The sequence below is a fragment of the Aquimarina mytili genome, assembly GCF_016735115.1.
Classification (GTDB): Bacteria; Bacteroidota; Bacteroidia; order Flavobacteriales; family Flavobacteriaceae; genus Aquimarina; species Aquimarina mytili.
Genome location: NZ_JAERQJ010000013.1, coordinates 39,490 through 53,902 on the forward strand (window position 1 = coordinate 39,490; position 14,413 = coordinate 53,902).

The 14,413-nt window shown below is 34.1% G+C and carries 15 protein-coding genes; 10 read left to right on the forward strand and 5 right to left on the reverse strand.

Features of this window, described 5'->3' with window-relative positions; translation table 11 throughout:
- Positions 1 to 19: 19 nt before the first annotated feature.
- Positions 20 to 1,234, reverse strand: coding sequence for a class I SAM-dependent rRNA methyltransferase (locus tag JJQ60_RS20060; protein WP_201924264.1), 1,215 nt, complete (start codon positions 1,232 to 1,234; stop codon positions 20 to 22).
- A 274-nt stretch (positions 1,235 to 1,508) separates the two neighbouring features.
- Complete coding sequence (locus tag JJQ60_RS20065) at positions 1,509 to 2,348, reverse strand: M57 family metalloprotease (RefSeq protein WP_201924266.1); 840 nt, start codon at positions 2,346 to 2,348, stop codon at positions 1,509 to 1,511.
- Positions 2,349 to 2,583: 235 nt separating this feature from the next.
- On the opposite strand from JJQ60_RS20065, the gene JJQ60_RS20070 reads away from it, so the two are divergent.
- The 5 genes from JJQ60_RS20070 to JJQ60_RS20090 are packed head-to-tail and all read left to right on the forward strand — an operon-like array spanning position 2,584 to position 6,091.
- Positions 2,584 to 2,895: an ArsR/SmtB family transcription factor gene (locus tag JJQ60_RS20070; protein WP_201924268.1), complete on the forward strand. Its 312-nt coding sequence runs from the start codon at positions 2,584 to 2,586 to the stop codon at positions 2,893 to 2,895.
- A gap of 42 nt (positions 2,896 to 2,937) precedes the next feature.
- Positions 2,938 to 3,537: a short chain dehydrogenase gene (locus JJQ60_RS20075; protein WP_201924270.1), complete on the forward strand. Its 600-nt coding sequence runs from the start codon at positions 2,938 to 2,940 to the stop codon at positions 3,535 to 3,537.
- 1 nt (position 3,538) lies between these two features.
- Entirely contained in the window at positions 3,539 to 4,324 is a 786-nt protein-coding gene (locus JJQ60_RS20080; RefSeq protein ID WP_201924272.1) for a PhzF family phenazine biosynthesis protein, read from the forward strand.
- An 11-nt stretch (positions 4,325 to 4,335) separates the two neighbouring features.
- Positions 4,336 to 5,046, forward strand: coding sequence for an aspartate/glutamate racemase family protein (locus JJQ60_RS20085; RefSeq protein ID WP_236669180.1), 711 nt, complete (start codon positions 4,336 to 4,338; stop codon positions 5,044 to 5,046).
- 10 nt (positions 5,047 to 5,056) lie between these two features.
- Entirely contained in the window at positions 5,057 to 6,091 is a 1,035-nt protein-coding gene (locus tag JJQ60_RS20090) for an NADP-dependent oxidoreductase (protein WP_201924273.1), read from the forward strand.
- Here JJQ60_RS20090 and JJQ60_RS20095 read toward each other — a convergent pair whose 3' ends face one another.
- Positions 6,092 to 7,612: a DEAD/DEAH box helicase gene (locus JJQ60_RS20095; protein ID WP_201924275.1), complete on the reverse strand. Its 1,521-nt coding sequence runs from the start codon at positions 7,610 to 7,612 to the stop codon at positions 6,092 to 6,094.
- Positions 7,613 to 7,784: 172 nt separating this feature from the next.
- Here JJQ60_RS20095 and JJQ60_RS20100 point away from each other — a divergent pair, with 172 nt between their 5' ends.
- From JJQ60_RS20100 to lpdA, 5 genes are all read left to right on the forward strand, one after another.
- Positions 7,785 to 8,654: an alpha/beta fold hydrolase gene (locus JJQ60_RS20100; protein ID WP_201924276.1), complete on the forward strand. Its 870-nt coding sequence runs from the start codon at positions 7,785 to 7,787 to the stop codon at positions 8,652 to 8,654.
- Positions 8,655 to 8,717: 63 nt separating this feature from the next.
- Positions 8,718 to 9,212 carry a peptide-methionine (R)-S-oxide reductase MsrB gene (msrB, locus tag JJQ60_RS20105; protein ID WP_201924277.1) on the forward strand — a complete coding sequence of 165 codons (495 nt, stop codon included), beginning with the start codon at positions 8,718 to 8,720 and terminating at the stop codon, positions 9,210 to 9,212.
- Positions 9,205 to 9,600 carry a peptide-methionine (R)-S-oxide reductase MsrB gene (gene msrB / locus JJQ60_RS20110; RefSeq protein ID WP_201924278.1) on the forward strand — a complete coding sequence of 132 codons (396 nt, stop codon included), beginning with the start codon at positions 9,205 to 9,207 and terminating at the stop codon, positions 9,598 to 9,600. Before msrB (JJQ60_RS20105) ends, msrB (JJQ60_RS20110) begins: the two co-directional genes overlap by 8 nt.
- Positions 9,601 to 9,624: 24 nt before the next feature.
- Positions 9,625 to 10,119 carry a hypothetical protein gene (locus tag JJQ60_RS20115; RefSeq protein WP_201924279.1) on the forward strand — a complete coding sequence of 165 codons (495 nt, stop codon included), beginning with the start codon at positions 9,625 to 9,627 and terminating at the stop codon, positions 10,117 to 10,119.
- 173 nt (positions 10,120 to 10,292) lie between these two features.
- On the forward strand, positions 10,293 to 11,684 hold the full coding sequence (gene lpdA, locus JJQ60_RS20120; RefSeq protein WP_201924280.1) for a dihydrolipoyl dehydrogenase: 1,392 nt from the start codon (positions 10,293 to 10,295) through the stop codon (positions 11,682 to 11,684).
- Positions 11,685 to 11,765: 81 nt separating this feature from the next.
- Here the strand turns inward: lpdA and JJQ60_RS20125 are convergent, their stop codons facing one another.
- Positions 11,766 to 13,025, reverse strand: coding sequence for an aminotransferase class I/II-fold pyridoxal phosphate-dependent enzyme (locus JJQ60_RS20125; protein ID WP_201924282.1), 1,260 nt, complete (start codon positions 13,023 to 13,025; stop codon positions 11,766 to 11,768).
- 281 nt (positions 13,026 to 13,306) lie between these two features.
- The gene (locus tag JJQ60_RS20130) at positions 13,307 to 14,347 is read right to left on the reverse strand and encodes a PLP-dependent cysteine synthase family protein (RefSeq protein ID WP_201924284.1); all 1,041 of its coding nucleotides are present in this window, start codon (positions 14,345 to 14,347) and stop codon (positions 13,307 to 13,309) included.
- Between the last annotated feature and the right edge of the window lie 66 nt (positions 14,348 to 14,413).

The window sequence follows — 14,413 nt, forward strand, 5'->3', positions numbered from 1 at the left end:
TCTAAATATGGCTGCTTTTTTATTTCATTTTAAAGTACCCGCATTTTAGATAAGCTCCCTCAGGAAAAGTAATTGGATGATCTATATCATGATATGTTTTTTCCACTATTTCAAAAGTTCTTCCGGTAGACATAATACTTTCTTCAGAAATTCTGAAAAATTCATCAGCTAATACACGAGATGAACAAGAAGCTAATATCAAAATCCCATTTGAGGATACTAATTGAGCCCCAAGTTTTGCTAATTTTTCATATCCCTTTTTGGCTTTAGAGATCTCACTCTCTCGCTTTGCAAAACTAGGCGGGTCAATTACTACAATATCAAAACGTCGTTTTTCATTAATTAAGTTTTGTAGCCCTTCAAAAGCATCGGCCACCATAATGGTATGCCTACCGCTATACCGATTTAGTTCGGCATTTTCTCTAGCCATTTGTAACGCATGTTTACTAATATCAAGACTGATCACTTCTTTTGCGCCGCCATATAGTGCATGAACAGAAAATCCACCAGCATATGAAAAAACATCTAACACACTTTTGTTTTCAGACAGCTCCCCTACTCGTTTCCGGTTATGTCTATGATCCAGAAAATAACCAGTCTTATGCCCTTTAATTACATTTGCAGAAAATAAAACTCCATGTTCTTTAAATACCACAACCTCATTGGCTAATGTGCCATATATCGTTTTTCCATCATACAAATCATATGTATCCCCTTTAGATTGTAATAACCTGCTTAACCGAAGCACAGCAGTATTACAACCCGTAACGGTTATCAAATGCGGTACAATCCAATTAAGATAAGGAAACCAAATATGAGAATACAGCTTAATTACCAGGACATTGTCATATATATCTGCAATAAAACCAGGAAGACTATCATTTTCACCAAAAAGTAATCGATAGCTGTTTGTGTTTGTTTCAAGAAGAGGTTTTCTAATGGCATAGGCTTCATTTATTTTTGAAGTAAACCATGTTTCATTAATCTGAGCCGGTTTTTGAAACTGAATTAGCTTAATACTAATAGGAGAATATGGATCATATAGTCCACAAGCAAGAAAATTATTCTTCTTCGTATCATAAATAATAACCAAATCACCGACTCCAGCCTCAGAATTTTGCTTCACTATACTATCTTCAAAAATCCATGGATGTCCGCGCTTCACCATTTTTTCTGCAGATGGCCTTAATTTTACAGCCAATCTTTTAGTATCTATATCCTGAATAATTTTCATAGTACACAAGAATACAGATATTTTTTCTATTCTAATACAAAACCAAAAGAAAAAGCACCTACCCCATTAACTAACAGGATAAGTGCTTTTATGTATCGTAAAACTAAACTTTGCATAAGCAACTTATACGTGCTTATACTATTCAGACGAATGGAGATTGATTTTGTTACATCATAACACTATAAAATAGGTATTTGAAATAAATAAAAGGGTAAAATCAAAAAAAGCTACCCTAAAGTAGCTTTTGAATATCAACAAAATAAATTAAAAGTTTTTAATATAATACATCTAAGGCTATTTTGTCATTATTATTAAACGAATCAGCAGGACCACAAGCTTGCATTAAAGAGGTAGCGTCAGAGATTGTTGGTGTACCAGTGATATGGATAGCTCCTACTCCAGCATTACCTTCATTAACATTTTGCCCACAACTTTCTCTTGTCATATAATCTGTATGACGAAAACCAATACAATGTCCTACTTCATGAGCCATTGTACCTGTAACCTCTGCCAGAGAAGGGTTAAGCAATTCAAACCATCTACTATTGATCCCAAATCCTTTAGCAGGATCTCCTTTTCTTGTTGGAAATCCAGCAGCTCTACCCAAAGTAATAAATCCTCCAGATTCCAATTCATAAAATTCTGTTACTTCGATATCAGCTTTTTTCTTTCCTTTTAATCCAAAAGTAGTACGTTCAAACGTTAATTGTAAATTTTCTGCATTATACATACTTATCATAGCATCTAATGCATCAGAACCAAGGTTACCTAAAGCCGGGTCTACGCTAACTTTGATAAGTCTTGGAAGCCCAGTAACCAAATTAGTAGTACGATATTGCTTTTGCAAAGGCCCTGAAATACCCTGTGATAATTCATCAATTTGGTCAAAAGTAAAAAACATATCTTCTACAGCAACACCTTGTTCCCCCATGAAATTAATCATTTTGGCATTTTCTGTACTAAAATGGGCTTTCTCTAATTTTATTAAAACATCTTTTGAGATTTCATTTGCAGATATTTCTTCCTCATTAGAATTATCAGTTTCACAAGAAACAAAAAGCGAAGCTGTTAATATTCCGGCAATACAAAGTGATAAAAATTTACTTCTTTTCATTTTTTAATATTTAAGTTGGACATATTTTAATCGGAGCCGAAATTAATTATTAAATTAACATAAACAAGTTTAATTATGTTAAATATCGACAAAATGTCAAAAATTAAGTTAATATTACGGTTTTCCGTAAATAACAATAGATAAAATATTTGTTTTGAGAGAAAATTCCTTCTTATATGTATTGTTAAAATCCGTACAAAAACATATTTATAAAATTAAATATGTATATTTGTTTATGACTGATAAAAAAATACTAGAAATTACTAAGGCGTTATCAAATGCTACGCGTTTGGATATTCTTAAATGGCTTAAAGATCCTGAGACAAATTTTCCGCCTCATAAAGAATTAGGGCATTTTAATGATGGCGTATGCGGCCAACACATCAAAGATAAATCAGGGCTTTCGCAACCCACAATTTCACATTATTTATCAGGAATGCATAAAGCTGATTTATTGATCACTACCCGGCATGGAAAATGGACGTATTTCAAACGAAATGAAGAAGTAATCAAAAATTATTTAGACACTATACGTCAAAGACTTTAAAAAAAATTATTAATACATATTTATAAAATTAAATATATAATTATGAAAATATTAGTTATTGGTGCCACAGGTACTATCGGCAAAGCCGTTTATGAAAGCCTTAAAAAAGAATATACAACGGTTTATGGGGCTCACAGAAATAGCAGCTCTTATCCTGTAGATATAACGGACAAAAACTCTATTAGAGAATTATTAGAAAAACTTCCCAAACTTGATGCTATAATTAATGCTGCGGGTACTGCTTCATGGAAACCGTTATATGATCTTACAGAAGAGGATTATTACATTGGAATTAAAAGCAAACTTATGGGACAAGTAAATCTCGTGAATATTGCAAAAGAGTATTTGAATGATAATGGCTCAATAACACTCACTACTGGAATTCTTGCAGAACATTATGAACCCGGCGCAGTTGCATTATCTTTAGTAAATGGTGCCTTACATAGTTTTGTTAATGCAGCCTCTAACGAATTAGAGCGAAACATTCGTTTAAATGTCGTCGCACCTGGGGCTATTGCCGGAGACTTCCCAGAGGATAAAAAGTTCGCAGGATACTTTCCGATTCCTATTGATGATGCTATAGCTATGTATCAAAAATCATTAACCGAAAATAATACAGGTCAAATCTTAAAAAAATATTAGCATGAAAATTAAAATGTACCAAATTGATGCCTTTACCAAAACATTATTTGGAGGCAATCCGGCTGCCATTTGCCATCTCCCCCATTGGTTAGATGATACTACCTTACAAAATATTGCGATAGAAAATAACTTAGCAGAAACTGGATATTTTGTAAAAAATGAAAGCGTATATGAAATTAGGTGGTTTATGCCACATGCCGAAATTGATTTATGTGGTCATGCCACCTTAGCTTCAGCCTATGTAATTTTTAACTATATAGATACATCAATACAAGAAGTAGCATTTTCTTCAAAAAGTGGAATTCTGAAAGCAAAAAAAGAAGATAATGGATCGATTACTCTTGATTTTCCATCAAGACCTCCTAAGGAAATTGAAATTCCAAAAGAAGTGTTTCAGGCTCTAAAAGCAAAGCCTTTGGGTGCCTATGCAGCCCGAGATTTGGTAATTACACTTTCTTCTGAAGAAGAAGTACTTGCCGAAAACCCAAATCTCGAAGTGCTAAAAGATCTACCCTATCTTTGTACTATTATAACTGCTAAAGGAAATAATTCTGATTTTGTATCTCGTGTTTTTGATGCTAATGCAAAAGTACTTCCTGAAGACCCCGTTACTGGATCTGCACACGCATCTCTAGTACCATTTTGGGCAAAAGAATTAAATAAAAACAGCCTCAAAGCCCTTCAATTATCGCAAAGAGGAGGCGAACTAGATTGTAAACTGGAAGGAGATCGGGTTTTTCTTAGTGGCTACTCAGTATTATATCTAACAGGAGAAATCTATATCTAATTAATAGCATTATGATGAAAACAATCGGTCTAATTGGAGGAATGAGCTGGGAATCATCGGCAGTATATTACGAACTTATTAATAAACATGTAAAAAAACGGCTTGGAGGATTTCATTCCGCTCAATGCATATTAAATTCGGTTGATTTTTCTAAAATTGAAAAGTTACAACGGGATAATAATTGGGATGAGCTGAATGGACTAATGGTAAAATCTGCCAAACAACTAGAAAATGCAGGAGCAGATCTAATTATACTTTGCACTAATACAATGCATCTTTGTAGTACCGAAATTATCAATAATACCTCTATCCCTTTTTTGCATATCGCAGAAGCAACTGGTGCCAAAATTAAGTCTCAAGGAGCAAGTAAAGTAGCACTTCTTGGAACAAAGTTCACAATGGAAAAAGATTTTTTTAAGAATATTTTAAATGACCTCGGTATCAAAACTATAATTCCTAACAAGAAAGACAGAGAAATCACGCACAACATTATTTATAAAGAACTAGTACTTGGAGACATTAATGAACATTCTAAGCAAGAGCTAAAGAGAATTATAACCGATCTTAAACAACAAGGTACTGAGGGAGTAATATTAGGCTGTACAGAATTGCCTTTATTAATTAAACCGGAAGATGTAGACATCCCTGTATTTGATACCACCAAAATACATGCTGAAAGTGCAGTTGATCTGGCTTTAAATAAAGAAAACATCAAATTATAAAAGCAAGTACATGACCGAATTCAAAAACAAACAATGGATATACACCAAAAGACCTGAGAAATTAGTCGATGATAGCCATTACACTCTAAATGAAAGTACAATTAACACCGCACAATTACGGCCTGGGCAAGCGATAATACACTCAGAGTTCTTTAGTGTTGATCCGTATATGCGTATCCAGCAATCGAGCAAAGATACCTGGGAGGAGCCTCATCCTCTTAATACTATACAAGGTGGTGCTGTCGTTGGCAAAATCATTGCAATAAATGATATACAAAGTGATTTAAATGAAGGAGATTGGGTGTTATCATATACGGGATGGCAAGAATATGCAATTGCAGATATAAGTAGCCTTCGCAAATTAGATCCAAGAGAGGTTCCTGTTACCACGGCATTAGGTGTTTTGGGCATGCCCGCCAGGATTGCTTATTTTGGACTTATTGAAGCCGGAAAACCTAAACAAGGCGAAACTGTAGTCGTTTCTGGTGCATCGGGTGCAGTAGGCCAAGTTGTGGCTCAAATTGCTAAAATAAAAGGATGTAAGGTAGTTGGTATCGCCGGATCTGATGAAAAAACGAAATACCTCAGAGAAACACTTAACCTGGATGCTGTAATTAATTATAAAAAGCACTCTTCTGCTTTAGCTATGAAAAATGTACTTTCAAGAGTTTGCCCAGAAGGGATTGATATCTATTATGATAATGTAGGAGGATATATAACTGACGCAATTTTTGAAGTTATTAATCTTAGAGCCAGAATTATCATTTGTGGTCAGATTTCGCAATATTCTGGTGGATTAGATGATCCAGAATTAGGCCCTAGGTTTTTACATAAAATGCTATATAAGAGAGCTACAATACAAGGAGTTTTGGCTCGTGATTATAATGACCGAATGGATGAAATGCTCAAAGAAATGACCCCTTGGGTTAAAGACGAATCCCTAAAATATAAAGAAACGATTGTTCATGGTTTTGAAAATTTACCTAAGGCACTCAATATGCTTTTCTTTGGTAAAAATACCGGAAAACTAATCGTAAAAAGATAATTAATCATCCATAAAAAGTTGATTAATTTTAGATCTTAATTTTCGTTTATAATCTTCTTCTAACCAATCTCTATAGTTTTTAGTGCTTTTACTAATGCAATACGAGTACCTACGTACACGATATTCTATATCTTGATCTAGTAATTTGCTAAGAATTCTTGCATCAAAAACATCTTCACTATTTTCAACACACATTTTGGCGTGTTGTTCTATAGACTTTTCTAGAACGGTAAGACTTCTAAGGTTATATTTTTTCGTTTTTGCGTATTCCTCTTCAATGTCAAATTCTATATCAGTTGACTTGGCAAACTCTTTTCTGATATCATCTGGAAGTACGTATTTAAAATTTCTTTCAATCTCCTCATCTCCAACCAAACTATCATAATAAAAATCCGGAGATCTAAATATAGATTGCCAATCCATCTCAGCATTCCACAAACCAAATCTGGCTGTATTATTTCCTAAGTCAATAATCGAGAATTCTGGTTTTGTTGGTAACACACGAGACCCCCTACCAATCATCTGGAAATATAACGTAAGCGACTTTGTTGCTCTATTAAGGATAATACTTTCTACTGTAGGCTCATCAAAACCTGTGGTCAAGATACTAACTGAAGTTAATATTGCATCATTAGTCTCCTTAAACCATTTTAAGATATCTTCTCTTTCCTGTTTACTATTCGTATTATCTAAATGGCGAATGGGATACCCCGCCTTTTTAAAAGTATCATACACATAAACAGATGTATTAATACCATTATTAAAAATCAGTGTTTTCTTTCCTTTTGATCGTTCCTCATATGCATGCAACAATTTATCCTGCATCATCATATTGGTATACAACTCTTCAGAAGATTTAACGGTATAATCTCCATTCATACCAATCTTTAGCGATCCCAAACCAACATCATAAGTATAGGTTACAGGCTTTGCCAAAAACCCACTTTTAATTAAGGAGTCTATAGTATCTCCCACAATAAGCTCATTATAATTGTCCTTCATAGGAAGCTTCATATTTGAGCTAAGCGGAGTTGCTGTAACACCAAGAATAAAGCAGTTTTTAAAGAACCTAAAAAGCTTTCTAAATGAATTATAATGTGCCTCATCTATTATAACCATTCCTATATCATGCAGTTCGAGTTTATCATCATTAAGCCTATTGTTTAAGGTCTCTACCATAGCAACGAAACACATATACTCGCCTTGGTCATAAAGTTCTTTAACTGCACTATTGATGATTTTATTCTTTACCCGAAATTCGGTGAGCATCTTAGAAGTTTGACCGCAAAGTTCTATTCGGTGAGTAAGCACAACCACTTTTTTCTTAGTAGCTTCTATATATCGTCTTACGATTTCAGAAAAAATTACAGTCTTACCACCCCCTGTTGGTAGTTGATAGAGAAGATTATACTTTGAAGGAAATTCTTCCAAGCGACTAAATATCTTATCGATATCTCTTTGCTGGTAGTCGTATAAAACTTTTTGTTCTTTTTTTTCTATTTCAGTGGGTAATGCTCCCATTAGGTTTTATTAAAAATAAGCTACAAAATTAAACACTTTAAGAGGTTATACGAAACAATTGGCGAAATATATTTTTTTTCTTGATCGAATTAAAATGTTAATTATTCATAATTCCTTGATTAAAAACCTAGTGTTATCTTAATTTTGAAGCTTGAAATCCTAACTCAAACCAATGAATAAAAAGGATAAAGATTCAATTCCAATTCAAGCACTTTTAGTTCCTAAATCTATACTGCGCACCGGGAAAATACTAAATTGGATATCTCCTCTTCTTGCATCAAGGTTTGCCGCAAGAATGTTTTTGACTCCATTTAGTTATGAAATGCCTGAGCGCGAAAAACCAATGTTCGAGAAAAGTAAAAAAACACGTATACGTATAAAAAAAATTAACCGTGAGATAATGGTATATGAATATGGGCAATCAGATAAGAAAATATTACTAGTACATGGATGGTCTGGCAGTGGCACCCAACTTTCAAAAATAGCCGATCAATTATTAGCAAAAGGATATAGTACCGTTAGTTTTGACGCTCCTGCTCATGGTAAATCTCCCGGAAAAAGAACAATTTTACCTCATTTTCTTGAAGTTATTTATCATTTAGAGAAGACCCATGGCCCTTTTGAAGCCGCTGTAGGCCATTCTCTTGGTGGTATGTCTTTACTTAGAACAACTAAGTTTGGTTTGAAAATAAAAAAATTAGTAATCATTGGTACTGCTAATAGTATAACAGCTGTTACTAAAAACTTTGCGAATAATCTTCAACTTGGGCCAAAAGTAGCTACACTTTTAAAATCCTATTTTGATAAAAGATATGGCGAAGATCTTAACAATTACTCGGGCGCTGTATCTGCCAAAGGAGTAAAAATACCTACCTTGGTAGTGCACGACAAAAATGATGTTGACGTACATTACAGTTCTGCTAATGAAATAGCAAAAGAATTAGAAAATGGAGAGTTATTATTTACAGAACAATTGGGTCATCGCAAAATCTTGGGTAATGAAGAGGTTATTTCTAAAATTGTAAAATTTATTTTGGAATAATTCTTGATGTGTTATTCATTAGAAATTTGTACGACTATATATAGAAACAAATATTCTAAACGTATGAAACAGTTTATCATTTTAATTATTGGAGCTTTAGTCATTAGTTGTACAGGTGTTGCTCAACAAGAAACAAAAAAGCAAAATAAAGCCTATGCCGTTTCTAAAACCAATGCCGAATGGAAAAAAATTCTGACATCAGATCAGTATTACATCCTTAGGCAAGCAGGAACCGAAAGACCTTTTTCAAGTCCGCTAAACAAATTATATGCTTCAGGAACATTTCATTGCGCAGCATGTAACACCCCGTTATATGAAAGTAAATATAAGTTTGATAGTGGTACTGGCTGGCCTAGTTTTGATCGAGCTGTAGAAGGAAATATTGAAAAGGATGTAGATCATAAACTAGGTTACGCTCGTACCGAACTATTATGCAATACATGCGGCGGTCATTTGGGACATATATTTAATGACGGACCAAGAGAAACAACCGGAATGAGGCATTGTATCAATGGAGATGCATTAGTCTTTGTACCTAAAAAATCAAAAAATGAGTAAATATCCAATACAAAAATCTGAAGCAGAGTGGAAATCTCAGCTTAGCGAAGAGCAATATAGGGTACTTAGACAAAAAGGAACAGAAAGACCATTTACAGGCGAGTATAATATGCATTTTGAAGAAGGAACATATACTTGTATGGCATGTGACACTCCTTTATTTAAAAGTAGTACCAAATTTGATTCTGGTTGTGGTTGGCCTAGTTTTGATGAATCAATAGACGGTAACGTTGAATATATTAAAGATACATCCCATGGCATGATCAGAACTGAGATATTATGCTCCAATTGTGGTAGTCATTTAGGTCATGTATTTAATGATGGTCCAACACAAACAGGTCAACGATATTGTGTAAACTCGGTAAGCATAGATTTTGACAAAAAATAAATTCACAACAAATAATTAATATTTATGAAAAAGATTCTTTTTTTACTTAGTATATCTATCGTTTTATTCTCTTCTTGTGAAGGAGATCAAGGACCTCCAGGACCGCAAGGCGAACCAGGTTTAATTGGTGAAGCTTTCGAGAGAACAATTAGCTTTAATGCTGCAAATGAGTTTCTTGAAAGAATCCCGTTAAATCCCAATATAGCACCAAATGACGTAATTTTAGTATACCGCTTAGAAGACGTTATTGATAATCTTAAAGTATGGGAGCCCTTGCCTACAGTTACTCTTTTCTTGAATGATGCAGCAGATACATCTGTACAATATAGATTTAATTTTACTGTAGGGGATATAGATATTATTATGGAAAGTAATAATTTGGATCTTGTACCTGCAAATTTAACAGAGAATCAAGTATTTAGAATTGTGATTGTGCCTGCAGAAGTTGCATCCAGTTCAAATATCAATTTTAATGATTTTAATGCAGTTCAAAGTGCATTACAATTAGAATTCAATTAATCGTTTGATTTCAGAGGTAATACTACCATTACAATAAAAATTTAACACCATCCTTGTGATGGTGTTTTTTTATTATAGCATTTAGCTTCACTCTTATTCTTAGCGAATACTTAATTCCTTTTCAGGTTAGCCGAATTATCCTTAAATTCGTGACTTCAAAAAAATCGACATTTATGAGCACATATGATATCATTGTTTTAGGAAGTGGTCCTGGCGGTTATGTTACCGCAATTAGAGCTTCACAATTAGGATTTAAAACTGCAGTAGTAGAAAAAGAAAGCTTAGGCGGTGTATGTTTAAATTGGGGATGTATCCCAACCAAAGCACTATTAAAAAGTGCTCAGGTATTTGAATATCTTAAACATGCTTCAGACTTTGGGCTTACGGTTGAAAAATTTGACAAAGACTTCGATGCCGTTGTAAAGCGTAGCCGAGGTGTTGCAGATGGAATGAGCAAAGGTGTGCAATTCTTAATGAAAAAGAATAAAATAGATGTTATAGAAGGTTTCGGGAAATTGAAAGCCAATAATAAGGTTACTGTTACTGATAAAGACGGTAAAGCTACTGATTATGAAGCAAAGCATATTATCATTGCCACCGGAGCTAGATCAAGAGAGCTACCAAACCTGCCACAAGATGGTAAAAAAGTGATAGGATATAGAGAAGCAATGACACTAAAATCTCAACCCAAGAAAATGATTGTAGTGGGATCTGGTGCGATTGGTGTTGAATTTGCTCATTTTTACAATGCAATGGGTACAGAAGTTACTATTGTAGAATTTTTACCAAACCTTGTTCCTTTAGAAGATGAAGAAGTTTCTAAACAGTTTGAACGTAATTTCAAAAAGGCTGGAATTAAAGTAATGACGAATTCTTCTGTTGAAAGTGTAGATACTAGTGGTGATGTTTTAAAGGCCACAGTAAAAACCAAAAAAGGAGAAGAAGTTCTTGAAGCCGATATCGTTTTATCTGCCGTAGGAATTAAGACCAACATAGAGAATATAGGATTAGAGGAATTAGGAATAGCTACCGATAGAGATAAAATCGTAGTCAATGATTGGTATCAAACCAATATACCTGGCGTTTATGCTATTGGAGATGTAGTTGCAGGACCTGCTTTAGCACATGTTGCTTCAGCAGAAGGAATCACTTGTGTTGAAAAAATCGCAGGTATGCATGTAGAAGCCATAGATTATGGCAACATCCCTGGTTGTACATATGCTTCTCCTGAGATTGCTAGTGTCGGAATGACGGAAAAACAAGCTAAAGAAGCGGGTTACGACATTAAAGTAGGTAAATTTCCATTCTCTGCTTCTGGTAAAGCTAGTGCAGCTGGAACTAAAGATGGCTTTGTAAAAGTTATATTTGATGCTAAATATGGAGAATGGTTAGGTTGCCATATGATCGGTGCCGGAGTTACAGATATGATTGCAGAAGCAGTTCTAGGTAGAAAATTAGAAACTACAGGTCATGAAGTTTTAAAAGCAATTCACCCTCATCCAACAATGAGTGAAGCCGTTATGGAAGCTGTGGCAGATGCTTATGACGAAGTAATTCATTTATAAGAAAAAAAGAGAGTCTACATAAAAAAATCCGCTATAAAATATAGCGGATTTTTTTATATCATTAAGTGATATTATTTATACTTATTCACCCATTGCAGCAGCTACAGCAGCCGACATACGTTTATAAATACCACTCTCTAATCGTTCACGTATTGCCGAAAATGCAACTAGTGTTTCTTCTATATCTTTCATTGTATGCGATGCCGTAGGAATTAATCGTAATAATATTAATCCTTTAGGAATAACTGGGTACACCACAATAGAACAGAAAATACCATGATTTTCTCTAAGATCTTTAACTAATGCCATGGCTTCAGGAATACTCCCTTTTAAATAAACCGGCGTTACACAGCTTTGCGTAGTACCAAGATCAAAACCTCTATCTCTTAATCCATTTTGCAATGCATTTACATTCTCCCATAGTTTAGCTTTAAGTTCTGGCATGGTTCTAAGCATATCCAAACGCTTCAAAGCACCTACTACTAATTGCATTTGCAATGATTTCGCAAACATCTGAGAACGTAAATTATATTTAAGATAATCTATAATTTCTTGATCTGCAGCTATAAAAGCTCCTGTACTAGCCATAGATTTCGCAAAAGTCGCAAAATATACATCTATCTGGTCTTGCACACCTTGCTCCTCTCCTGTTCCTGCTCCGGTTGCTCCTAATGTTCCAAATCCATGAGCATCATCTACAAAAAGCCTGAAGTTATATTTTTCTTTTAAAGCTACTATTTCTTTTAATCTTCCTTGCTCGCCTCTCATTCCAAAAACACCTTCAGAGATTAATAAAATTCCTCCTCCTGTTTTTTCGGCCATTTTAGTAGCACGCATTAGATTTTTTTCAATACTCTCGATATCATTATGACGATATGTATATCTTTTTCCTTGATGTAGTCGTACTCCATCAATTATACATGCATGTGCATCTACATCATATACTATAATATCATCTTTACTTACCAATGCATCAATGGTAGACACCATTCCTTGATAACCAAAGTTTAATAGATAAGCTGCTTCTTTATCAACAAACTCTGCAAGTTCATTCTGAAGCTGTTCATGTAAATCTGTATGACCACTCATCATCCTTGCTCCCATTGGGTAAGCCGATCCATAATTTGCTGCTGCTTCTGCATCAACCTTGCGAACTTCTGCTTTATTGGCTAACCCCAAATAATCATTAATACTCCAAGTGATTACTTCTCTTCCTTGAAACTTCATTCTATTTGATATAGGCCCTTCTAATTTTGGAAAAACAAAATATCCCTCTGCCTGATCTGCCCATTTTCCTAATGGTCCTTTGTCTTTATAAATTTTATCAAATAAATCTCTCATCTATCAAAAATTTGTTTCTTATAAGTGTGCGAAAATACGGAAAATTGATTTGATGGCATAATTATATTCTAATTCACTTTTACAAAGTTTCATTTTAACAAATCATCATCTCAGTACTCTCAAACAACCAAATATATTAATGTTTTTTGTTAATTTAATGATTAAAAACAAACCAAACACAAGTTTATTTGCTGTTTTCTTGTATTTAGATTTAAAAGATATTATAAAAAAATGCATTTGATCGTTGATCAAATGCATTTTATCTTTCAATTTCTTATGTTTTATTTAATGAACTGAACTTTAGTAGCATCAGCTTCATGTTGGCTATCAAAAAAGCCTTGTTCCATCATCCAATCATCACTAAATACCTTACTCATATATCTTGAGCCATGATCCGGCAGGATTACAATTACATTACTATTTTCATCAAATTCTCCCTGTGCTGCTAGTTGCTTGATTCCTTGAAGCGCAGCTCCACTAGTGTATCCAAGAAACAAACCTTCTGTTCTCGCTAACTCTCTAGCAGTATGTGCACTATCTTCATCATTTACTTTTTCAAACTTATCAATTGCTTCAAAGTCTGTTGCAGTAGGAATTAGGTTTTTACCCAATCCTTCAATGCGGTATGGATATATTTCATCTCTATCAAACTCTTTGGTTTCATGATATTTCTTTAACACAGAACCATAAGCATCTATACCCAAAACTCTAATGTCTTTGTTTTTCTCTTTGAGGTATCTGGCCGTACCCGATATGGTACCACCCGTTCCACAACAAGCAACAAAATGTGTAAGATGTCCATTAGTCTGATCCCAAATTTCAGGGCCAGTTGAATTAAAATGAGCATCAATATTCAATTCATTAAAATATTGATTTATATAAACTGAACCTTTTATTTCTTCATGTAAACGTTTAGCCACCTGGTAATATGATCTTGGGTCATCTGCACTAACATGAGCTGGACAAACATAAACTTTTGCTCCCATATTTTTGAGCATCGCTATTTTATCCTTAGATGATTTAGAGCTAACTGCTAAAATACAGTCATATCCTTTAATAACACTTACCATCGCAAGGCTAAATCCAGTATTACCACTGGTGGTTTCTATAATAGTATCACCTGGTTTAAGAATACCTTTTTTTTCAGCTTGTTCTATTATGTAAAGTGCAATTCTATCTTTTGTAGAGTGCCCTGGGTTGAAGGATTCTATTTTAGCATAGTAATTCCCAGGAAAGCCGTTCATAATTTTGTTCAGTTTTACAAGTGGAGTATTACCTATAAGTTCTAAAACATTATTATAAGCCTGTATATTTTCTCTCATATAGTTGTGTTTTAACAGGCTTGTGAAATGTAATGGGGGTTCCACTAGACCTGTTTCAAAAAACGG

Bases quoted from the DNA above. Each gene is read 5' to 3' on its own strand.
- JJQ60_RS20125 (WP_201924282.1), bottom strand. From the start codon at position 13,025: ATGAGAGATTTATTTGATAAAATTTATAAAGACAAAGGACCATTAGGA.
- JJQ60_RS20085 (WP_236669180.1), top strand. From the start codon at position 4,336: ATGATGAAAACAATCGGTCTAATTGGAGGAATGAGCTGGGAATCATCG.
- msrB (WP_201924278.1), top strand. From the start codon at position 9,205: ATGAGTAAATATCCAATACAAAAATCTGAAGCAGAGTGGAAATCTCAG.
- msrB (WP_201924277.1), top strand. From the start codon at position 8,718: ATGAAACAGTTTATCATTTTAATTATTGGAGCTTTAGTCATTAGTTGT.
- JJQ60_RS20090 (WP_201924273.1), top strand. From the start codon at position 5,057: ATGACCGAATTCAAAAACAAACAATGGATATACACCAAAAGACCTGAG.
- JJQ60_RS20070 (WP_201924268.1), top strand. From the start codon at position 2,584: ATGACTGATAAAAAAATACTAGAAATTACTAAGGCGTTATCAAATGCT.
- JJQ60_RS20065 (WP_201924266.1), bottom strand. From the start codon at position 2,348: ATGAAAAGAAGTAAATTTTTATCACTTTGTATTGCCGGAATATTAACA.
- JJQ60_RS20060 (WP_201924264.1), bottom strand. From the start codon at position 1,234: ATGAAAATTATTCAGGATATAGATACTAAAAGATTGGCTGTAAAATTA.
- JJQ60_RS20075 (WP_201924270.1), top strand. From the start codon at position 2,938: ATGAAAATATTAGTTATTGGTGCCACAGGTACTATCGGCAAAGCCGTT.
- JJQ60_RS20095 (WP_201924275.1), bottom strand. From the start codon at position 7,612: ATGGGAGCATTACCCACTGAAATAGAAAAAAAAGAACAAAAAGTTTTA.
- JJQ60_RS20130 (WP_201924284.1), bottom strand. From the start codon at position 14,347: ATGAGAGAAAATATACAGGCTTATAATAATGTTTTAGAACTTATAGGT.
- lpdA (WP_201924280.1), top strand. From the start codon at position 10,293: ATGAGCACATATGATATCATTGTTTTAGGAAGTGGTCCTGGCGGTTAT.
- JJQ60_RS20080 (WP_201924272.1), top strand. From the start codon at position 3,539: ATGAAAATTAAAATGTACCAAATTGATGCCTTTACCAAAACATTATTT.
- JJQ60_RS20100 (WP_201924276.1), top strand. From the start codon at position 7,785: ATGAATAAAAAGGATAAAGATTCAATTCCAATTCAAGCACTTTTAGTT.
- JJQ60_RS20115 (WP_201924279.1), top strand. From the start codon at position 9,625: ATGAAAAAGATTCTTTTTTTACTTAGTATATCTATCGTTTTATTCTCT.